Genomic DNA, 20,210 nt, shown 5'->3' on the forward strand with positions numbered 1-20,210 from the left:
CGGGCCCTCCGGGCGCTTCCTTCGTTTCCGACTCTATCAGATCTTTTTCCGATCCGATTTCCTCGGTTGCTTTCCAGGTTTCCGCTTTCGCGTTTCCCTTTCCGGCGATTCCGACTCTATCAGAAGCATTTGGGCCGACCTAATCGGCTTCGTGATTCGAATCAATCGGATTGGCTCTTCGGAAATTCCATTTCCGGTGAGAGCGAGAGAGATACTAGCCAGTGCTCCCGAACCTGTCCAGTCCGGCGCAACCGTTTGAATCTACCTCCCCACTCGAACCGTGTCAACGGTTTTTGTGGGCGAAGAGGACAGTACCAGGTCAGAGGGGCCGTACGCACATCAGGCAGCCGTGGGAAGCCCGGCGCTGCGGTCCGGCTCGTCGACGTCACCCGTCTCGCCCTGACGGACCGCTCGGCCGCCGAGCACGTACACGTACAGAAGAAATGCCAGCTCCGCTGCGATGCCAACGGCAATGCGTGCCCAGGTGGGGAGGCCGGACGGCGTGACGAAGCCTTCGATCAGGCCGGAGACGAGCAGGACCAGGGCCAGGCCGATGGCCATGCCGAGAGCCGCGCGGCCCTCTTCGGCAAGGGCGTCCCGGCGGGTGCGCGGGCCGGGGTCGATGACGGTCCACCCCAGGCGCAGCCCCGTGCCCGCGGCTACGAAGACAGCGGTCAGCTCCAGGAGGCCGTGCGGGAGGATCAGGCCGAGGAAGGTGTCCAGGCGGCCGGCCGAGGACATGAGGCCGATGCCCACGCCCAGGTTCAGCATGTTGGAGAAGAGCACCCACAGGACCGGGAAGCCCAGGAAGGCTCCCAGGACCAGGCACATGGCTGCTGCCTGGGCGTTGTTCGTCCAGACCTGCGCGGCGAAGGAAGCGGCGGGGTGGCTTGAGTAGTACGTCTCGTACTCGCCACCGGGTCGCGTCATGTCCCTGAGCGTCTCCGGAGCGGCGATCGACGACTGGACCTCGGGGTGGGTGCCGATCCACCAGCCGATGATCGCGGCCAGCACGGTCGAGAGCAGGGCCGCCGGGATCCACCATCTACGCGCGCGATAGACGGCTGCCGGGAACCCTGCGGCAAGGAAGTGTGCGGCGTCGCGCCAGGAGGCACGACGAGTGCCGGTCACCGTGGCGCGGGCTCGGGCGACGAGCTGGGTGAGGCGGGCCGTGAGCTGGGGGTCGGGCGTCGACGACTGTATTTGGGAGAGGTGCGTCGACGTGCGCTGGTAGAGAGCGACGAGTTCGTCCGCCTCGGCACCGGTCAGGCGGCGGCCGCGGCGCAGCAGATGGTCGAGACGGTCCCACTCGGGATGGTGGGCGGTGACGAAGACGTCGAGGTCCATGGTCGGCTGCTGCTCCAGGCACTGGGTGCGTACGGTCCGTACTACTGCGGCGCGCTGCGGGCCAGCTTGGCAGACTGAGGTTTCCGAGGGTCGGGGAAGGTCGCCGCTTCGGCGACTTCGGTGGAGCTCGTCGCCTCGATGGCGACGGCGGAGGGTGGGTGCCGGTGAGTGCGCTGGTCACAGGGGATGCGGTCGTGCTGGGGCTGCGGCCCGCGCGGCTGCCCAGTCGCGCGCTCGCGCTCCTCATCGACATGGTGGTGGCCTGGGCCGCCTACTTGATCGTGTCGTTCGCCCTGTTGCTGGCCACTGCTTCCCTCGACGATGCCGCCCAGGCGGCGATAGCCGTGGCGCTGTTCGTCCTCGTACTCGTAGGAGCTCCTATAGCCGTCGAGACGCTGACGCATGGGCGATCGTTGGGGAAGGCCGCGTGCGGTTTGCGGGTGGTGCGCGACGACGGAGGGCCGATCCGCTTCCGGCACGCGCTCGTCCGCGGGGCGATGGGCGTCGTGGAGATCCTGCTGACCTTCGGGGTCGTCGCCTGCGTCGCGTCACTGGTTTCGGGGCGGGGGCGACGGGTCGGGGATGTGTTCGCGGGGACCCTGGTCGTACGGGAAAGGGTGCCGGTCGCACGGGCCGCCGCCGTGCCGCCTCCGCCGCCCTGGCTGATGGGACGTTTCGCCGGGCTCGATCTGTCGGGGGTGCCGGACGCGCTGTGGCTGGCCGTACGGCAGTACCTGACGCGGATGGGGCAGCTCGACGCGCAGGTGAGCTGGGGGATGTCGGTGCGGCTGGCCGACGATCTGGTGGCGCGGACGGGGGCGCCCGCGCCGGAGGGAGTGCCTCCGGCCGCGTATCTGGCGGCGGTGATGGCGGAGCGGCAGGCGCGGGATGCTCAGCGGGCGTTCGGCGCGGCGCGGGCGGCCGATCGTGACGTGGGGCCTGGCACGGCCGCCCCTGCCTGGATTGCCACTCCCCCGAGTTCACTGTCGGCATCCGCAGCCCCATCGGCATCTGTGGCCCCGTGGGCCACACCCGCACCGGCGACACCGGCACCGTCCACACCACCGGCCCCCTCGGCACCGAAGCAAGGGACCGAGCCCGGCCCCGACACCCCGTCCGCCACGGGGTTCGTTCCGCCTGCCTGATCTGCCAGCCCAGCCCAGCCCCACCTGTGGCCCAGCCCCATGCCTCGGCGCACCCGCACACGGCCTCGTCCCAGCCGTGGACAGGTCCGTCGGCAAGCCCTAAGACGTCCAGACCGACGGCGGGCTTTCGAGGGATTCGAGCTCGATTCCGGGGGCCGCGAGGACCACGTCGCCAGCGATGTGGACGACGTGCTGTTCCCCCGTGTCCAGGGCGCTGACCTGGTACTCGTCCACGGTCAGGGGGCCGTTGTCAGTGGCGTGCGCTTCACTGTTCACCAGGGCCCAGGACTGGTCGAGGGTGCGGGGGGCCAGGACCGGGTCGGTGAAGGCGACGAGGCGTACGCGGGTCGCGGGGGAACCGGGGGTGAGGCGCAGCAGACGTGACGTGGCGATGAGGAATGCCGGGGAGGTGCCGGTGAAGGCGTGGGCGGGGACATTGCCTTCGGTGGCATCAGTGCCGGTGGGGTCGGTGCGGACCCAGGTGACGCCGTCGAGGGCGGCACCGCGCACCTGCCAGCCACCGGCGTGGAGTTCGAGGCGGATGGGGCGGCCGAGGTCGTCGAGTGCGATGTCGACGGAGCCGGTGGGGTCGCCGGAGGGGGTGGTGATCTGGGAGACGTAGCGCCAGCCGGAGGGGCCGGGCGCGCAGTGGAAGTGTTCTTCGCCGAGGGAGGTGTGGTCGTGCGGATCGTGAAGCGAATACCGGCCGCGGGGCATGGGGTCCTGTGGTCCTCGGGGGCGTAGGGGTGGACCGTTGTAGGGAGCGGGGTACGGGGCAGGCCCCCAACACGGGGGTCCGGGGGCCTGCCTGGTACCGCTGCTCTCGGTGCTGCCTTCTCGGTGCCGCGTTGCTCTCTCGGCACCGAGGCTGCTGAGTCCGTGCGGTGCCGGGCCCTTGGATCAAAGGCCCGGCGGCGGGATCAGTAGCGGTAGTGGTCCGACTTGTACGGGCCGTCGACCTCGACGCCGATGTAGGCGGCCTGCTCGGGGCGGAGCGTCGTGAGCTTCACGCCGAGCGAGTCGAGGTGGAGGCGGGCGACCTTCTCGTCGAGGTGCTTGGGCAGCACGTAGACGTCGGTCGGGTACTCCTCGGGCTTGGTGAACAGCTCGATCTGGGCCAGGGTCTGGTCCGCGAACGAGTTGGACATCACGAACGACGGGTGGCCGGTGGCGTTGCCCAGGTTCAGCAGGCGGCCCTCGGAGAGGACGATGAGGACCTTGCCGTCCTCGAACGTCCAGGTGTGGACCTGCGGCTTGACCTCGTCCTTGACGATGCCGGGGATCTTCGCGAGGCCGGCCATGTCGATCTCGTTGTCGAAGTGGCCGATGTTGCCGACGATGGCCTGGTGCTTCATCTTGGCCATGTCCGAGGCCATGATGATGTCCTTGTTGCCCGTCGTGGTGACGAAGATGTCGGCCTTGTCGACGACCTCGTCGAGCGTGGTGACCTGGTAGCCGTCCATCGCCGCCTGCAGGGCGCAGATCGGGTCGATCTCGGTGATGATCACTCGGGCGCCCTGGCCGCGCAGGGACTCCGCGCAGCCCTTGCCCACGTCGCCGTAGCCGCAGACGACGGCGGTCTTGCCGCCGATGAGGACGTCGGTGGCGCGGTTGATGCCGTCGATCAGGGAGTGGCGGCAGCCGTACTTGTTGTCGAACTTGGACTTGGTGACCGCGTCGTTGACGTTGATCGCCGGGAAGAGGAGGGTGCCGTCGCGGTGCATCTCGTAGAGACGGTGGACACCGGTCGTGGTCTCCTCGGTGACACCGCGGATCTCGGACGCCAGCTGGGTCCACTTCTGCGGGTTCTCGGTGAGGGTGCGGTTCAGCAGGGTGAGGATGTGGGCGTACTCCTCGCTGTCCGCGGTGGACGGGTCCGGGGCCGCGCCGGCCTTCTCGAACTCGACGCCCTTGTGGACCAGGAGCGTGGCGTCACCGCCGTCGTCCAGGATCATGTTCGGGCCGCCGGTGGGCGTGTTCGGCCAGGTGAGGGCCTGCTCCGTGCACCACCAGTACTCCTCGAGCGTCTCGCCCTTCCAGGCGAAGACCGGGACGCCTTGGGGGTTGTCCGGGGTGCCCTCGGGGCCGACCGCGATGGCGGCGGCGGCGTGGTCCTGGGTGGAGAAGATGTTGCAGGAGGCCCAGCGGACCTCGGCGCCGAGGGCGACGAGGGTCTCGATCAGGACGGCGGTCTGCACCGTCATGTGCAGGGAGCCGGTGACCCGGGCGCCGGCGAGCGGCTGGCTGGCGGCGTACTCCTTGCGGATCGACATGAGGCCGGGCATCTCGTGCTCGGCGAGGGTGATCTCCTTGCGCCCGAAGGCGGCGAGGGAGAGGTCGGCGACCTTGAAGTCCTGGCCGGCGTCGACAGTCGTCATGCGAGCTGCTCCTCGTGGGTGGGTCGAGGGTGGGTACGGAAGGTCTGCGGGCGCGCCGGGGCAAGGCGACGGCCACACGGGCACAACGGGTGCCCCGCGGTGGACATCGCGATGTCCGGGTGGACACCGGGGTGTCCGTGGGCGCCAAGCGGTGCCCGTCGCGCTCACAGCGCAGTCCGTCGGAGGCCCTCTCTCCCTCGGCCGGTGCGCGTGGCGTACCGACCGACCGCCATCAGCAGCGACGTCTGGCTCTGGTCACGAATCTACACCGATCGGCCCAGCCGTCCCCAGCCCGTCCCGGATGGCGAAGTGGCGAAATCCAAGGGCGGAAGTCCTCACAAAGAGGGCTTTCGGGACTCCTGATGCGGTCGTGCCGGTGCTCATAGTTTTGGGCGGGGTCCGGCGTGCGCCTCTGAGAGCCAGGGCTTGGCCCCCTGAATGCGTGGGGCTTGTGCATGTGCGGGGCGAGCGGATTCCCGGCTCGCCCCGCACATGTACTCAGTGGCCGGTGCCCCCGGGCGTGGCCGCCGGGTCCGGGCCGGCTGCGGCTTCCGCCGCGCTGTAGATGTCCGGCTCCAGGTAGATCACGCGGGCGATCGGGACCGCCTCGCGGATGCGGGCCTCGGCCGCGTTGATCGCGTGGGCCACCTCCGCCGCCGTGTCGTCGTGCTGAACGGCGATCTTGGCGGCGATCAGCAACTCCTCCGGGCCCAGGTGGAGCGTACGCATGTGGATGACGGAGGTGACCGTGTCGCCGTCGACGATCGCGGTGCGGATCTTCTCCACCTCCTCCGCCCCGGCCGCCTCACCGAGCAGCAGCGACTTCGTCTCCACCGCCAGGATGAGGGCGATCAGGATCAGCAGTACACCGATGCAGAGGGTGCCGATGCCGTCCCAGACGCCGTCGTCGGTGGCCAGCGCGAGGCCCACGCCGCCGAGGGCGAGGACCAGGCCGATGAGCGCGCCGAAGTCCTCGAGAAGGACAACGGGCAGCTCAGGTGCCTTCGCCCGGCGTACGAACTGCGACCAGGAGAGCGAGCCCCGCGTCTCGTTCGACTCCTTGATGGCCGTACGGAAGGAGAAGCCCTCGGCGATGATCGCGAAGACCAGGACGCCGACGGGCCAGTACCAGGCCTCGATCGCGTGCGGGTGCTTGATCTTCTCGTAGCCCTCGTAGACGGCGAACATGCCGCCCACCGAGAACAGGACGATCGAGACGAGGAAGGCGTAGATGTAGCGCTCGCGGCCGTAGCCGAAGGGGTGCTGCGGTGTCGCCTCGCGCTTGGCCTTCTTGCCGCCGAGCAGCAGCAGGCCCTGGTTGCCGGAGTCAGCCAGCGAGTGGACGCTCTCCGCGAGCATCGACGACGAGCCGCTGAAGAGGAACGCCACGAACTTGGCTGCCGCGATGGCGAGGTTGGCGCCGAGCGCCGCCACGATCGCCTTGGATCCGCCTGACGCACTCATACGTGCACGTTTTCCCTTCGTCGGTGTCGCGGCCGCCCGGGTGCCGCCATACGGCCGCACATTGTTGCATCAGGCCACGACTGTGGCGCGAAAAGCAGTGCCCGTTCCGGACAGTTCGGCCTTTTCGCCCGGCCGGACGAAAGCCGCCTGACCGGGAGAAAGGCGCAGGTCACCGAGGTCCACGGCGCCGGCGGTGCACAGGACGATCTGCGGGGTCGCGGCCGTCAGGTCGGTCGGAGCCGCGCCTTCCGCACGTACGAAACGGGACAGCCGGAACTCGTCGACCGGGGTCTCGTAGCGCTCCTCGCCGGACTCGGACGCCTCGGGGCGCAGGACACCGGGGTCGCCGGCCTCGAAGCGGACGACCTTGAGGAGTTCGGGAACGTCCACGTGCTTGGGGGTCAGACCGCAGCGCAGCACGTTGTCCGAATTGGCCATGATCTCCACACCCATGCCGCTCAGATACGCGTGCGGGACACCGGCACCCAGGAACAGGGCCTCGCCGGGCTGGAGTTGGACGTGGTGGAGGAGCATCGCCGCGATCACGCCCGGGTCGCCCGGGTAGTGGTGGGCGAGCGAGGCGTAGGCGCGGTAGGCGTCGCCGCCGAGGCGATCGCAGGCCGCCGCGGCCTCGGTCACCGTCGCCGCCATCTCCTGCGGATCGGCGGTCAGTACGGCCGTGAGGACCTCGCGCAGCGCCGCCTCCTCGGGGTGGGCGTGCAGCAGGTCGACATACGGCTTGAGGGAGTCCACGTCGAGCGCCGCGAGAAGTTCCGCGGATTCTCGCGGAGCCCGGAACCCGCACAGGCCTTCGAACGTTGTCAGGGCACAGATCAGTTCGGGCTTGTGGTTGGCGTCCTTGTAGTTGCGGTGCGGGGCGTCGAGCGGAACGCCCGCGCTCTCCTCGTCCGCGTGACCCCGCTGCGCCTGGGCGAGATCGGGATGTACCTGAAGCGAAAGGGGGGCGCCTGCCGCCAGCACTTTGAGGAGGAAGGGAAGCCGGGGGCCGAACTTGGCCACGGTCGCGTCACCGAGCTCCGCCGTCGGGTCCGCCGCGATGACGTCGGAGAGCGGAGTCTCGCCCGCGCCCCGGTCGATACGCGAGGGGGCGCCCGGATGCGCGCCCATCCACATCTCGGCCTGGGGCTCGCCGGTGGGGTCCGTGCCGAGCAGTTCCGGGATCAGCGTCGTGGAGCCCCAGGCGTAGGGGCGCACGGTGTTGGCGAGACGGTCCATGGTTCGCGTGGTCACTTTCGCGTGGTCTCGTGTGTCTCGGAGGGGTTCGCGGTGTGCCCGTCGGGACGCGAGGGCGGTTGCCCTACGTCGAGGGCGGCGTCGACGCGAGGGCCAGGTAGGCGGTCGTGAAGTCCGTGAGGGCGAGGAGTTCCGCGAGGCACTCCAGCTCCGTGCCCTCCTCCGGCTCCAGTTCGCTCAACTGCGCCTCGTGGCTCAGGGCGAGTTCACGTGCGGCCGGGGCGGCCGAGAGGCCGTCCGCCGGACGGTCGCGCAGCAGGACGACCCGGGCGTGCAGTGCCGCGGGCTCCTCCACGCGGTCCCGGAAGAAGTCGTCCAGGTCGGCGCCCTCCCCGAGCGAGCCCGTGAGCAGGATGGAGTGCGACGCCAGCGCCTCCGGCAGCTCACCCGCGAGTGCGGGGCGGCCCGCGAGCTCGGCCAGTACGGTCGCGAAGCGGCGGCCCGCGGGGGCGGCGCTCTCGCCCTCCGTCCAGACGAGGGGGAGCGACTCGGCGAGTTCCGCCGCGAGGGTCTTCGCCGGGTTGCTGTAGGTGGCGACGGCCGGGCCGCAGCGTTCCGCGGTGCGGTCGAGGCGGTCGGCGATCTTCTCCAGCGTCTCCGGGGGCGCGGAGGTGAGCCCCAGGCGGTCGAGCAGGGCGAGGATGGGGGTCAACAGGGCCCACAGGGCGCTCGGGGAGGCGGCGGGAGTCGCGCCGTCCTCGTACAGCTCGTGCGGGGCCGTCGCCAGCGGCACCACCAGGCCGTGCACCCCGTCGACGGCCTCGGAGAGCGGCGAGCCCTTCGGGGCGACGGCCACGACCGTGCAGCCCCGGCGGTAGGCCTGCTCGGCCAGGAGCGCGAGGCCGGGCTCGCTGCCGTCCGTCGTGGTGATCAACAGGAGGTCGACCGAGCCCGCCCAGCCCGGGAGGTTCCAGCGCAGGGCGCCCGCCGCGGGGGCCACGCCGGTCGGGACGAGCCGGGTGACCGGCGCGGACGCTCCCGCGAGCGCCGTGACCAGGTCGGCCACGCCCGCCGCCGCGGTGCCGGGGCCCGCGACGAGCACGGCCCGGGGGCGGCCCTCGGGCTGCAGGTCCGCGATGCCCGCCTCCACGGCGTGCCGGGCGGCGGTACGGACGCGGGCGCCGGCCTCGGCGGCTCCGCGCAGCAGACCGCGGCGGTCGGCGCGGGCCAGCGCTTCCGGCGCGTCGAGCAGCGACTCATCGAGCATGTGCGGCGGCCTCCGGGGCGATCGGGGTTCCGGGTCACTCGGTGCCCGGCTGGGGTGCCGGGCGGGTCCGCGGGACGGGGTCCGCGCGGAGCTGGGTCAGGCCGGGCGGCGCGCCTCGTCCACGAGGAGTACCGGGATGCCGTCGCGGACCGGGTACGCCAGGCCGCAGTCCGCACCCGTGCAGACCAGCTCGGGCGTCTCCTCGGCCGTGGCGTCCTTGAGCGGGGCGTGGCACGCGGGGCAGGCGAGGATGTCGAGGAGGCCGGCTTCGAGCGGCATGGGGGTCCTTCCGGAACGTCTTCGTCGTCTTCGTGTACGTGGATCAGGTGCCTGGATCAGGCCTTGTCACCCTACCGCCGGGGTGCGGTGCGGGCGCCCCGGGTGACCTCGCCGGGCCGGTGGTGGCGCCCGCCGCGCACCGGCTCGGCGAGACCGCCGGGGACGGGCCCGGCGATCTCACGGACGGGGCCGCAGCCGGTCCCTGGAGGGACTCAGCCGGTACCACGCCCGTCACTACGCCGTACTACGCCCGCACCAGGGCCAGGACCTCGTCCCGCAGCTTCGCCATGGTCGGCTCGTCGCGTGCCTCCACGTTCAGCCGCAGGAGGGGCTCGGTGTTGGAGGGGCGCAGGTTGAACCACCAGTCGGCCGTGGAGACCGTCAGGCCGTCCAGCTCGTCCATGGTGACGCCCTGCCGGGTGGCGAAGGCCTCGCGGACCGCCTCCGTACGGGCGGCCTGGTCGGTGACCGTCGAGTTGATCTCGCCGGAGCCCGCGTAGCGGTCGTACGCCGCCAGCAGGCGGGACAGCGGGGCCTCCTGGGTGCCCAAGGCGGCCAGCACGTGCAGCGCGGCCAGCATGCCGGTGTCGGCGTTCCAGAAGTCCTTGAAGTAGTAGTGCGCGGAGTGCTCGCCGCCGAAGATCGCACCCGTACGCGCCATCTCCTGCTTGATGAACGAGTGGCCGACGCGGGTGCGGACCGGGGTGCCGCCGTGCTCGCGGACGACCTCCGGGACGGACCAGGAGGTGATCAGGTTGTGGATGACCGTGCCGCCCGGGTGCTTGGCCAGCTCACGGGCCGCCACCAGCGCGGTCACGGCGGACGGCGAGACGCCCTCGCCGCGCTCGTCCACCACGAAGCAGCGGTCGGCGTCCCCGTCGAAGGCGATGCCCAGGTCGGCGCCCTCGGCGCGGACGCGCTCCTGGAGGTCGACGATGTTGGCGGGGTCGAGGGGGTTGGCCTCGTGGTTGGGGAAGGTGCCGTCGAGCTCGAAGTACATCGGCACCAGCGTCAGCGGCAGCCCGGCGAAGACGGTGGGCACAGTGTGGCCGCCCATGCCGTTGCCCGCGTCCACCACGACCTTGAGGGGGCGGATGCCGGAGACGTCGACCAGGGACTTGAGGTGGTCGGCGTAGTCCTGGAGCGTGTCGCGCTCGTCGAGCGTGCCGGTGGTCGCCGCCACATCCGGGGCGCCCGACTCCATCCAGCTCTCGACGAGGGCGCGGATGTCGGCGAGGCCCGTGTCCTGGCCGACGGGAGCGGCGCCCGCGCGGCAGAGCTTGATGCCGTTGTACTGGGCCGGGTTGTGGGACGCGGTGAACATGGCGCCGGGCAGGTCGAGCTTCCCGGACGCGTAGTAGAGCTGGTCGGTGGAGCACAGGCCGATCAGGGTGACGTCCGCGCCCTGGCGGGCCGCGCCGCGCGCGAACGCCGCCGACAGACCGGGCGAGGAGGGGCGCATGTCGTGCCCGACCACGATCGCGTCGGCGCCCACCACCCGTACGAAGGCCGCGCCGAACAGCTCGGCGAGCGACTCGTCCCACTGATCCGGCACCACCCCGCGGACGTCGTACGCCTTCACGATCTGCGACAGATCAGCAGCCACGGCCCAACCCTTCTGAAATCACCTGCGGAGACATGCGGCCCCCTGGACCGAGGCTACCGGCTGGGGCTGTCAGGGCTGCCGGGCCTGTGGAGAAGTCCGGGGTGGCCGCCCTGCACGGTTGCCCCCGTGCGGGGCTCGACCAACGCGCGCGGTGCGAGTTTCTCGCGTACGGCCTGTCGGTCTGTCGTCCAGTGGCCCGCGGCCCATGGGCCGGGTCGGCCGGGCGGCCTGTCGGGCCGACTCTCCGAGTGTCCGGCTGCCGCCCGACCACCGAGCTGCCCCATTGCCCAGCTGTCCGGCTGGCGGCTGGCGACTAGGCAGCTGACCCCTACGGTTCCGGAGAGCGCAGTACGCGGAGGTGGCCGCGGCGGGCGACCTCCATGGGGTCGGCTTCGCGGGCGCCGCCGGCCTGGGCGGCGCGCTCGTGGGGGCGGGCCGCTTCCCGTACCGCGTTGGCAAGCGCTTCCAGGTCGTCGCCGCTGGGGCGGCCGGGGGCGGACGCGTCGGTGAGGCGGACGACCTCCCAGCCGCGGGGCGCGGTGAGGCGTTCGCTGTGCTCGGCGCACAGGTCGTAACAGTGGGGCTCGGCGTAGGTGGCGAGCGGGCCGAGGACTGCGGTCGAGTCCGCGTAGACGTACGTCAGTGTCGCGACGGCAGGGCGGCCGCACGCGGTGCGCGAACAGCGACGTACAGGGCTCACGACGTTGGACGGTACCGCACTCTTGAGCGGGCCGCGACGACTCTCCACCGGGTCACTCCACCGTGTCGCGGTGTGAGCTCCGGCACAGCGGGCCCCTGAGCAACTGGGCTGACCTGCACGGGAAGAGGGCCGCACGGTGGGTGACCGGACCGTTTACGTTCCGTACTTGAGAATCTTCCGGTCAAACGACGTGAAATCCACTGTCCTGTATGGGCGAGTAATCGCTCTCAAGCGAGAGGGAAACGGTCATCTCGCGACATGTCGCGGAAGGGGCCGCCGCCGCGATCGCACGGCGCCCCGGAGGGCTACGCTGCGTCAGTGATGGACAGTTCCAGCTCCGGCATCGGCACCGGCCCCGAATCCGTACCGGCCGGCCCGCGGCCCCGCCGCCGCGACCGGCACGGCAGGGGCATGCGCGGGCCCGTGGCCCCGCCGCAGGTGCCGCTCTCGGCGAGCCGTGCGGAGAGCTTCCGCGACCTGGTGCGCGACTCGGTGGAGCGCCTCGAGCGGCGCTGGCCGCAGCTGGCCGACGTCGACTTCCTCGTCTCCGACGTGCCGCTGCCCGAATCCGACGAGGACGGCTGGAGCGACGAGGCGGTGCCGCTCGGGCGCGCGCTGCCCGCCTCCAAGGGCTCGCCCGCGCGGATCCTCGTCTACCGGCGGCCCGTCGAGATCCGCACCAAGAGCCGCGACGAGCGGGCGCTGCTCGTCCACGAGGTCGTGGTCGAGCAGGTCGCCGAACTCCTCGGACTCGCACCGGAGTCGGTCGATCCCCGTTACGGACAGGACTGATACCGACAGGATCGAGCAGAAGCGGGCCGTCGCGCATCGCGCTCGGCCCGCGCCCGTCTCAGTCGTCCAGTACCGAGAGATCCTGCTTCGCCGCCGGGACCGCGACCGTGCCCTTGTCGTCGGGGAGCGTCTGCACGGTGAACATCGGGATGCCGTCCTGCGGCAGCGCCAGGGTGCGCGAGGCGTAGACGGGGCCGCTGCCCGGCTGGGTCTCGACCGTCAGGGCGTAGGAGCCCTTGAGCCCGGACGGGACCGGCGGCTGGACCGCCAGCGTGGTGCCGGGCTTCACGGTGTACGTCTTGGTCTGCGGCTCGCCTCCCTCGGTGCCGGGCGACGCGGTGACCTTCACCGTGGCCGCGGCGGTCGGCGCGGTGAGCGCCAGGGTCGAGCCCTTGGCCCGGTTGTCGGTGACCGTGGACCGGTCGCCGACCGGCGCCGTGGCCGGAATGTATGCGGTCTCCTGCTTGTCACCCGTGCCGCGCACTACGCGCAGCGCCGCCGCGATGGGCGTTTTCCCGCCATCCGAAGTCGGGGTGAGGAACAGGGAACCCACCTCACCCCTCGTGACGTTCTTCAGATCAAAGGACGCCGTCATCCCCGACTTCACGTGGACGGTGTCCAGACCAGCAGGGGTGAAGCTGCCGCTCGCACCGGCGAGGCGCACCTTGAGATCGGCGTCATCGGCGCCCTTGGCGTACACCACCAGGCGTACGTCGGTGGCGTCGCCCGGGATGCCCGGGAGGACCTGGCTCGCCGCCGGGTCGGCCGACGCGGGCAGCCAGTCCGCGCCCGCCTTCGCGTCCGATGCCTGCACGACCGCGCCGATCCGGCCGGAGCGAGTCGTGACGTGAACGGTCAGGTCATCGGCCGCCGCCGAGGTCAACGTTGACAACAGAACAGGGACGCTGGATTTCGCGGGGACCGTGATCCCCTCCCCCACCTCCGACTTGACGGGGCCGTCCTTGCCGGACAGCTCGATGTCGGCGACCGCCGCGCTGTCGTCCGGGTTCGTCAGATGGACGTAGTCCTGACGGGTCTTGGCGGTGGAGGCGCCGGGGAAATAGAAGTCCGTGTCGGGTTCGGTGCAGCGGGTGCCGAGCACCGCGCGCGCGTCGCCCGCCGAGACCACCGTGGTCTGCTGCGCCGCCCAGCCGGGCGCCAGCGGGCCGTCGGCGGACCCGGCGAGTGCGGGTGCGTCGGAGCCGTCCGCCGTGGCCGACGCGGGCTTGCCGGGCGCCTTGAGGGTGACGACCGCCTTGTTGGGGTCGGGCTTCTCGGGGGTCTTCCCCTTCTTGCCCTTCTTGTCCTTGTCCGACTTGTCGGTGGACTTGGCGGGAGCGCCGTCGGTGAGCGGGGTGACGGCCGGCTTCAGCACGGCGCTGCCGGCCGAGCCCGCCTTGGCGCCCGCGTCGCCGCCCTGCGGGGTGTACGTGGTGTACGTGGTCTCCGCCAGGTCGGACAGGCTGGGCGCCGGGCACAGCAGGCTGGAGCGCTCGACGGGCAGCCGGGCCGGGCCCTTCGCGTCGGTCGCCGCCGAGTCGCCGCCCGGCGCGGTGACGGCCGCGAAGCCGGTGACGGCGGCGAGGGCGACGACGGCCGCGATCAGGGAGAGAGTGTTGCGGTTCACTGGTTGCTCCCGTCGGGGCGGTGCGGCTGCTCGGTGTCGTGGCCCTGGCCGTCAGGGCTCTGGCCGGGGATGCGGCCGCCCTCGCCCTGCCCCTGGCCCGGGGCCTGTTCGCCGCCGTAGCCATAGCCGTAGGGGTCGTACGCGGGCTCCTGCGGCGGGTACTGCTGCTGTTGGTACGGGTCGTACTGCTGGTACTGCTGCTGGTACGGGTCGTACTGCTGCTGCGGGTACTCGGCGTTGGTGTACGCCGCCGTGTCCCACTGCCCGTAGGACTGCTGCTGCGGCACCTCGGCGTAGGGGGAGGCGGCGTACGGGTCGGCCTCGGGGGCCGGGGGCGCGGTGGGCGGCGGGGGCGGGAAGTCCTGCCCTGCCGGGCCCTCGGGCTCCTGGGACGGGTCGGTGCCGGACGCCTCGGCCTCCGCCTCGGCCTGGGCGCGCAGCCGGCGCGCGCGGCGGCCCTCGCCGTCGCGGGCGGGGGGCAGCACCGGCTGCTCCTCCTCGGGCAGGTCGTCGTCGATCCGGCGGCGCCGGCCCGGCAGGGCGAGGACGACGAGCACCACGGCGAGGAGCGACTGGGCCCAGATCCACGCGGTGTGGGTGAAGGGGGCGTCGTAGGTGATGTCCAGGCGGCCGCCGTCGGCGGGGAGTTGGAAGCCCTGGGCCCAGCCGTCGACGGTGGTCTTCTTCAGCGGCTTGCCGTCGAGGGTCGCGGTCCAGCCGGGCGCGGCCCGGTCGGCGATGCGCAGGACGCGGCCGTCCGCACCGGCCGGGATCTTGGTGTGGACGTCGACCGGGTCGGCGGCGACGGCCACCGGCTCGGTGGCGCCCGACTGCGCCGGCCCCGTGGAGGCGCCCGCGGCAGCGGCGGGCGGCATGATCACGGCGCGGGCGACCTGGCGGTCGACCCGCCACAGCGCGCTGCCGTCGAGCTGGCTCAGCCGGCTCAGTCCGGGGGTGGTGTCCAGGACCCGGCCGAAGGCGCGCGGGGCTCCGTCGCGTACCAGCACATAGCGCACGGCGAAGCCGCTGAGCTGGGAGGACTGGTCGGCGCCGGAGCCGGCGACCAGGTTGGCGACGACCTTGTCCAGGCGGGGGTCGCTGCCCTTGGAGGCGGCGAGTTCGGCGTCGCCGAGGCGGCCGCCGGAGCCGCGGACCAGGGTGTAGGAGACCTTGGCGGCGGAGGTGCCGCCGAGGACGAGGGTGCGGGCCTGGTCGCGGGTGCCGCTCTCCTCGGCGACGAACGCGGGCACCTGCACCGGGTCGCGGCGCTCCAGCGGCCCGTCGGCGCCGCGCAGCATCCAGCCGCCCGCGGCGATCAGCGGGGCGGCCGCGGCGGCCAGGGCGATCAGCGCGGCGACCGGCTGACGCCAGCCGAAGCCGTGGGCGGCGACGCGCTCCTTGGCACCCTCGGCGCCGAGCACGGCGGCGGCGATCAGGGCCAGGCCGTAGACGAGGGTGGCCGGGCCCGCCCAGCCGTCGTGGTTGGCCAGGGCGGCGAAGAGGAAGCCGGTGAGGGCGACGGCCCAGGCGGTGCGGATGGCGAACTCCCGCTCCCCGCGCAGCAGCGCGGCGAGCGCGGCCAGCACCAGGCCGACGAGGAGGAGTCCGCCGACCGTCTTGGGGCCGCCGGGGCTCGCGCCGAGCAGGTCGAGCGCGGAGGCCGAGCCCTTGCCGTACTCGAGACCGGCCTCACGCAGGAAGCCGGAGGGGCCGGTGAGCAGGGTCAGCGACCAGGGGGCGAGGACGAGGAGGGGGGTGCCGACGGCGGCGAGCAGGCGCAGTCCGTAGGCGGTGAGGTCGTCACGGCGCAGCGCGAGGACCGCGAGGCCCAGCAGGACGGCGACGGGCCAGACGACGGGGGTGAACGCCATGGCGGCGGTGAGCAGCAGCGCGTACGTCCAGGTGGCGCGCCAGGAGCCGCGGCCCTCGCCGCGCAGACCCGCCGCGGTGATGCCCGCGCGGGCCATCGGCGGCAGCAGGACGGCGAGGACGGCGGTGCCCAGACGGCCGGTGGCGAGGGCGCCGGTGGCGGCGGGCAGGAAGGCGTAGGCGACGGCTGCCCAGGCGCGCAGCAGGCGCGACTCGACGAGGGGGCGGGAGGCGAAGTAGGCGGTGAGTCCGGCCAGCGGGACCGAGCAGACCAGCAGCAGGGTCAGCGCGAAGCCGGTGGAGCCGAAGCAGAGGGCCGAGAGGACGGCGATGGCCGCGAGATAGGGCGGGGCGGTCTGGGTGCCGCCGGTGCCGACGGGGTGCCAGGCGTCCGCGTAACGGCCCCACAGGTCGCCGACGCCGGAGGGCGAGGGCAGCAGGGCGCCACCGGAGAGGGCGCCGCCGCCGAGCAGTTCGCGGCAGGCGGCCAGCGAGATCAGCAGGAGCAGGGCGAACAGGACGGGCGCGGGCTTGCGGGCGATCTTCTTGAGCCGCGCGAACTGCTCGATCTCCAGGAAGTCCGCGTCGTCGCCGCCGGGGCCGGACTCGACGGCGCCGTGCCGGGAGCCGCCGGTGTCCTCGGTGCCCGCGCCGAGGCTGGAGGCGACCTGTTCGACGGTGGCGCGGACGGTGGCGCCGGGCGGCGGGAAGAGCGGCCGCAGCTCGCTCGCCTCCACCGCGCTCTTGCCCCGCCGTTTGCGTCCGGCGAGGATCCGGCCGGGCCGCAGCAGGGTGGCCGACAGACCGGTGATCTCGTCGACGGCCTGCCGGGGCGCCTTGCCCACCAGATAGGCGAGGGTGCGCAGCACCGTGCCGACGAGGATGCGCAGGAAGACGTAGGGCAGTGCGGCGGGGCGGGAGTTGACGAGCATCGTGTAGACGGCGCCCGCCTTGTCGACCCGGTGCGGGTCGACGGAGGAGCGGCCCGCGCAGTCGACGGTGCGGCGCTCGCGGGCGGCGGCCTCGGCGTGCCGGACGACGGCTTCGGGGGCGACCAGGACGGAGTGGCCGGCGGTGTGCGCGCGCCAGCACAGGTCGACGTCGTCGCGCATCAGCGGCAGCCTGCGGTCGAAGCCGCCGAGCTGCTCCCACACATCGCGGCGGATCAGCATGCCAGCGGAGGAGACGGACAGGACCGGGCGGACCTGGTCGTGCTGGCCCTGGTCCTGCTCGCGCCGGTCCAGGCCGGTCCAGCGGCGGCCGCTGCGGGCGATGGAGACGCCCACTTCCAGCAGCTGCTTGCGGTCGTACCAGCCGCGCAGCTTGGGGCCGACGATGGCGGCGTAGGCGTCGGAGTCGGCGACGCGCAGGAGTTCGGCGAGGGCGTCGGGCGCGGGCGCGCAGTCGTCGTGCAGCAGCCACAGCCACTGCACGGGCTCGCCGTGCGGCAGTTCGGGCAGGTCGTAGGTGTCGTCGCGCCAGCTGCGCGAGACGGGGTCCCAGCCGCTGGGGCGCTTCAGATACGGCAGTTCCTCCGGGCCGAGGACCGGCGCCGCGCGGACGGCCTCGTCGACGGCGGCGCCGAAGCCGGTGCGGCGCGCGAGGTGCAGGACGCGGTCGGCGCCCAGGGCCTCGGTGACCAGACGGGCGGAGTCGTCGGCGCTGCCGGTGTCGGCCGCGTACACGCTCTGTACGGGGCGTTCCTGGCCGAGCAGACCGGCGAGGGCGTCGGGCAGCCAGCGCGCGCCGTCGTGCGAGACGAGCACTGCGGTGACGACGTGTCTGGGGAACTCGGGGGTCGCGGCCTCGGAGTACGGGGCAGTCGACTGGCTGTGCACGGACATCGAGGTACGGGCCCCTCCGGCCGGGGTCCGGGGGTTGGGGGCCCCGGAGGCTGCTGTGCTGACTGGCAGCGCCCCACACTAATGGCTGGGGAACGCGGCAGTCCGCCGCCTGTGGGGGCCGGGTGGGGCCGGAGGGGGTCCGGACGGGGTCCGTAGGGGGCAAAGGCCCCGAAAAAACTAGACCGCCGCCTTCTTCAGGCGGCGGCGTTCACGCTCGGACAGTCCGCCCCAGATGCCGAACCGTTCGTCATTCGCGAGGGCGTATTCGAGGCACTCGGAGCGCACTTCGCAGGCGAGGCAGACCTTCTTGGCCTCCCGGGTCGAGCCGCCCTTCTCGGGAAAGAAGGACTCGGGGTCGGTCTGGGCGCACAATGCGCGCTCCTGCCAGCCGAGTTCTTCGTCCACATCGTCGACCAGCAGCTCCTGGAACACCTCGGTCATGTGCACCCCTCGTCTGTCTTTGCTGCCCCGTGATGCTGCCGTTACCGATTTCGGGCGAACGACACGAGTGAAATTACAAGTGTGTGGATCCGGGCCAGTCAAGCCGAGATCTGCTATTGGGCCCCGTATTCACTCTGCGGAACCAAGCGTATACGGAAAGTGTTCAAATCGGCAAAAACCATGACACATGCCATTGGCTCAATCCCACCTCCCTCATCTGCCCCGAGAAGACGAGTCGAATATCGATCTTGTTGCGTCCCGGCGATGGAAGCGACTGGGATCACAGTCCGGTCACGACGACGTGACGGTGTTTGCCTGTGCGGTTGCAGCGCCACATCTCCGGCGGGGTGCGTGCACAAACCTTTCTCCGTGCGCAGTAACCGGATGAGGTGAAACATTTCGGCCATATCGGGTATTGAGTTGACAGCCGGGCTCTTCTTGGTCACCTTTGACTGCATGCCAGCGACCACAGCGCTCTTCGCGACCCACGTCCGTGGGTTCCGCAGCGCTGTCCAGGCGCGCTGTTGCTGTTCCAGCTGTTGATGCCGTAGCGCTCCAGCCTCTCCCCGCGTTTCGACCGGCCCTTTCTGGCCCCCTTTCGGCCCTCGCGCATCCGCGCGCACACGCCTTCGCGACACCCCGCACTCGTCACCGAGTCCCCGCCGAGGAACCACCGCACCCATGAACAGCGACAGCGACCTCCAGATCGCCGGCGACCTCCTCGAGGTCCTGCACCTCCTCCAGCCCGCCCGTGAGCACCCGAGCACCGTCGCCGACTTCGTCGGCCTGGCCCGCTCCCTGGCGGCCGACCGCACCCAGTGGGAGCCGCTCGTCCAGTACGACGCGGCCAGCCGCTGGTACCACCGGCTGCGCACCGGGCCCGGCTACGAGGTCTGGCTGCTGTCCTGGGTGCCCGGCCAGCGCAGCGGACTGCACGACCACGGCGCCTCCTCGGGCGTACTGACCGTGCTCCAGGGCGAGTTGAGCGAGCGCACCGGGCGCGGCACCCGCGCGCTGGCCGCCGGGGCCCAGCGCGTCTTCGCGCCCGGCTATGTCCACGAGGTCGTCAACGACTCGCTGGAACCGGCCGTCAGCCTGCACATCTACTACCCGGGCCTGACCGACATGCCGATGCACGCGAGCCAGGCCGCGCTGTCCACAGCCGCCGCCCAGGATGTCGTACCCGCCTGACAGACTGCTGTCCATGCGCATTGTGGTTCTGGCCGGCGGCATCGGCGGTGCCCGTTTCCTGCGCGGCCTCAAGCAGGCCGCGCCGGACGCGGACATCACGGTGGTCGGCAACACCGGTGACGACATCCATCTGTTCGGGCTGAAGGTCTGCCCCGACCTCGACACGGTGATGTACACCCTGGGCGGTGGCATCAACGAGGAGCAGGGCTGGGGCAGGACCGACGAGTCCTTCCACGTCAAGGAGGAGCTCGCGGCGTACGGGGTGGGGCCCGAGTGGTTCGGCCTGGGCGACCGCGACTTCGCGACCCACATCGTCCGTACGCAGATGCTCGGCGCGGGCTATCCGCTGAGCGCGGTGACCGAGGCGCTGTGCGCCCGCTGGCAGCCGGGCGTCCGGCTGCTGCCCATGTCCGACGACCGGGTCGAGACGCATGTGGCCGTCGAGGCGGACGGTGAGCGGAAGGTGATCCACTTCCAGGAGTACTGGGTGAAGCTGCGGGCGTCCCTGGACGCGACGGCCGTGGTGCCGGTCGGGGCCGAACAGGCCAAGCCCGCGCCCGGTGTCCTGGAGGCCATCGCCACCGCCGACGTGATCCTCTTCCCGCCGTCCAACCCGGTCGTCAGCGTCGGCACGATCCTGGCCGTGCCCGGGATCCGCGAGGCGATCGCGGAGGCGGGCGTTCCGGTGGTCGGGCTCTCCCCGATCGTCGGGGACGCGCCGGTGCGGGGCATGGCGGACAAGGTGCTGGCCGCCGTAGGCGTCGAGTCGACGGCCGCGGCGGTCGCCGAGCACTACGGGTCGGGGCTGCTGGACGGCTGGCTGGTCGACCCGGTCGACGAGGGCGCCGTGGCGCGGGTCGAGGCGGCGGGCATCCGCTGCCGCGCGGTCCCGCTGATGATGACGGACCTGGAGGCGACGGCCGCGATGGCGCGCGAGGCGCTGACGCTGGCGGAGGAGGTGCGGGGATGACGGCGGACCCGGTGACGACCGAGGCGGCGACCGAGGACGCGGCGGCCGGCGGCGGCGGTGCCGCGAGCCCGGGCGCCCCGGGCGGGGCCGAGGACG

General features: G+C 72.0%; 16 protein-coding genes. 4 read left to right on the top strand and 12 right to left on the bottom strand.

All coding sequences use genetic code 11. From position 1 onward, the window contains the following. Positions 1-339 precede the first annotated feature (339 nt). Complete coding sequence (locus ABD236_RS29920; protein WP_344079042.1) at positions 340-1,347, bottom strand: stage II sporulation protein M; 1,008 nt, start codon at positions 1,345-1,347, stop codon at positions 340-342. A gap of 164 nt (positions 1,348-1,511) precedes the next feature. Between ABD236_RS29920 and ABD236_RS29925 the strand changes: the two genes are divergently transcribed. Further along, on the top strand, positions 1,512-2,492 hold the full coding sequence (locus tag ABD236_RS29925; RefSeq protein ID WP_344079044.1) for an RDD family protein: 981 nt from the start codon (positions 1,512-1,514) through the stop codon (positions 2,490-2,492). Between the two features lie 99 nt (positions 2,493-2,591). Here the strand turns inward: ABD236_RS29925 and ABD236_RS29930 are convergent, their stop codons facing one another. The 8 genes from ABD236_RS29930 to ABD236_RS29965 form a co-directional block, all read right to left on the bottom strand. Then, the gene (locus ABD236_RS29930) at positions 2,592-3,209 is read right to left on the bottom strand and encodes a hypothetical protein (protein ID WP_344079046.1); all 618 of its coding nucleotides are present in this window, start codon (positions 3,207-3,209) and stop codon (positions 2,592-2,594) included. A gap of 203 nt (positions 3,210-3,412) precedes the next feature. Next, complete coding sequence (gene ahcY, locus ABD236_RS29935; protein WP_344079048.1) at positions 3,413-4,870, bottom strand: adenosylhomocysteinase; 1,458 nt, start codon at positions 4,868-4,870, stop codon at positions 3,413-3,415. 498 nt (positions 4,871-5,368) lie between these two features. Beyond that, the gene (locus tag ABD236_RS29940) at positions 5,369-6,334 is read right to left on the bottom strand and encodes a cation diffusion facilitator family transporter (RefSeq protein ID WP_344079051.1); all 966 of its coding nucleotides are present in this window, start codon (positions 6,332-6,334) and stop codon (positions 5,369-5,371) included. Between the two features lie 69 nt (positions 6,335-6,403). Beyond that, a complete protein-coding gene (gene manA, locus ABD236_RS29945; RefSeq protein ID WP_344079071.1) occupies positions 6,404-7,570 on the bottom strand; it encodes a mannose-6-phosphate isomerase, class I in 1,167 nt (388 codons plus the stop codon). An 82-nt stretch (positions 7,571-7,652) separates the two neighbouring features. After that, on the bottom strand, positions 7,653-8,795 hold the full coding sequence (locus ABD236_RS29950; protein ID WP_344079053.1) for an SIS domain-containing protein: 1,143 nt from the start codon (positions 8,793-8,795) through the stop codon (positions 7,653-7,655). 96 nt (positions 8,796-8,891) lie between these two features. Beyond that, the gene (locus ABD236_RS29955) at positions 8,892-9,074 is read right to left on the bottom strand and encodes a Trm112 family protein (protein ID WP_067159781.1); all 183 of its coding nucleotides are present in this window, start codon (positions 9,072-9,074) and stop codon (positions 8,892-8,894) included. 244 nt (positions 9,075-9,318) lie between these two features. After that, positions 9,319-10,680 carry a phosphomannomutase/phosphoglucomutase gene (locus ABD236_RS29960; RefSeq protein WP_344079055.1) on the bottom strand — a complete coding sequence of 454 codons (1,362 nt, stop codon included), beginning with the start codon at positions 10,678-10,680 and terminating at the stop codon, positions 9,319-9,321. Between the two features lie 328 nt (positions 10,681-11,008). Next, positions 11,009-11,428, bottom strand: coding sequence for a DUF3499 domain-containing protein (locus tag ABD236_RS29965; RefSeq protein WP_344079057.1), 420 nt, complete (start codon positions 11,426-11,428; stop codon positions 11,009-11,011). A gap of 273 nt (positions 11,429-11,701) precedes the next feature. Here ABD236_RS29965 and ABD236_RS29970 point away from each other — a divergent pair, with 273 nt between their 5' ends. Next, on the top strand, positions 11,702-12,172 hold the full coding sequence (locus ABD236_RS29970; protein WP_344079059.1) for a metallopeptidase family protein: 471 nt from the start codon (positions 11,702-11,704) through the stop codon (positions 12,170-12,172). A 58-nt stretch (positions 12,173-12,230) separates the two neighbouring features. Here the strand turns inward: ABD236_RS29970 and ABD236_RS29975 are convergent, their stop codons facing one another. The 3 genes from ABD236_RS29975 to ABD236_RS29985 all read right to left on the bottom strand — a co-directional run bounded on the left by ABD236_RS29975 (position 12,231) and on the right by ABD236_RS29985 (position 17,953). After that, a complete protein-coding gene (locus ABD236_RS29975; protein ID WP_344079061.1) occupies positions 12,231-13,799 on the bottom strand; it encodes a DUF5719 family protein in 1,569 nt (522 codons plus the stop codon). After that, positions 13,796-17,512, bottom strand: coding sequence for a glycosyltransferase (locus ABD236_RS29980; RefSeq protein WP_344079063.1), 3,717 nt, complete (start codon positions 17,510-17,512; stop codon positions 13,796-13,798). Before ABD236_RS29980 ends, ABD236_RS29975 begins: the two co-directional genes overlap by 4 nt. A gap of 177 nt (positions 17,513-17,689) precedes the next feature. Continuing rightward, positions 17,690-17,953, bottom strand: a complete 264-nt coding sequence (locus ABD236_RS29985; protein ID WP_067159810.1) for a WhiB family transcriptional regulator — start codon at positions 17,951-17,953, stop codon at positions 17,690-17,692. A 681-nt stretch (positions 17,954-18,634) separates the two neighbouring features. Between ABD236_RS29985 and ABD236_RS29990 the strand changes: the two genes are divergently transcribed. Further along, positions 18,635-19,144 carry a cysteine dioxygenase gene (locus ABD236_RS29990; RefSeq protein ID WP_344079066.1) on the top strand — a complete coding sequence of 170 codons (510 nt, stop codon included), beginning with the start codon at positions 18,635-18,637 and terminating at the stop codon, positions 19,142-19,144. 13 nt (positions 19,145-19,157) lie between these two features. Beyond that, positions 19,158-20,114, top strand: a complete 957-nt coding sequence (gene cofD, locus ABD236_RS29995; protein WP_344079068.1) for a 2-phospho-L-lactate transferase — start codon at positions 19,158-19,160, stop codon at positions 20,112-20,114. The last annotated feature ends 96 nt before the right edge of the window (positions 20,115-20,210 follow it).

It is taken from the genome of Streptomyces crystallinus, assembly GCF_039521265.1.
Lineage (GTDB): Bacteria > Actinomycetota > Actinomycetes > Streptomycetales > Streptomycetaceae > Streptomyces > Streptomyces crystallinus.

Excerpts from the sequence above, each read along its gene's own strand:
- ABD236_RS29930 (WP_344079046.1), bottom strand. The coding sequence starts at position 3,209 with ATGCCCCGCGGCCGGTATTCGCTTCACGATCCGCACGACCACACCTCC.
- ABD236_RS29940 (WP_344079051.1), bottom strand. The coding sequence starts at position 6,334 with ATGAGTGCGTCAGGCGGATCCAAGGCGATCGTGGCGGCGCTCGGCGCC.
- manA (WP_344079071.1), bottom strand. The coding sequence starts at position 7,570 with ATGGACCGTCTCGCCAACACCGTGCGCCCCTACGCCTGGGGCTCCACG.
- ABD236_RS29955 (WP_067159781.1), bottom strand. The coding sequence starts at position 9,074 with ATGCCGCTCGAAGCCGGCCTCCTCGACATCCTCGCCTGCCCCGCGTGC.
- ABD236_RS29985 (WP_067159810.1), bottom strand. The coding sequence starts at position 17,953 with ATGACCGAGGTGTTCCAGGAGCTGCTGGTCGACGATGTGGACGAAGAA.
- ABD236_RS29950 (WP_344079053.1), bottom strand. The coding sequence starts at position 8,795 with ATGCTCGATGAGTCGCTGCTCGACGCGCCGGAAGCGCTGGCCCGCGCC.
- ABD236_RS29990 (WP_344079066.1), top strand. The coding sequence starts at position 18,635 with ATGAACAGCGACAGCGACCTCCAGATCGCCGGCGACCTCCTCGAGGTC.
- ABD236_RS29920 (WP_344079042.1), bottom strand. The coding sequence starts at position 1,347 with ATGGACCTCGACGTCTTCGTCACCGCCCACCATCCCGAGTGGGACCGT.
- ABD236_RS29970 (WP_344079059.1), top strand. The coding sequence starts at position 11,702 with ATGGACAGTTCCAGCTCCGGCATCGGCACCGGCCCCGAATCCGTACCG.
- ahcY (WP_344079048.1), bottom strand. The coding sequence starts at position 4,870 with ATGACGACTGTCGACGCCGGCCAGGACTTCAAGGTCGCCGACCTCTCC.
- cofD (WP_344079068.1), top strand. The coding sequence starts at position 19,158 with ATGCGCATTGTGGTTCTGGCCGGCGGCATCGGCGGTGCCCGTTTCCTG.
- ABD236_RS29980 (WP_344079063.1), bottom strand. The coding sequence starts at position 17,512 with ATGTCCGTGCACAGCCAGTCGACTGCCCCGTACTCCGAGGCCGCGACC.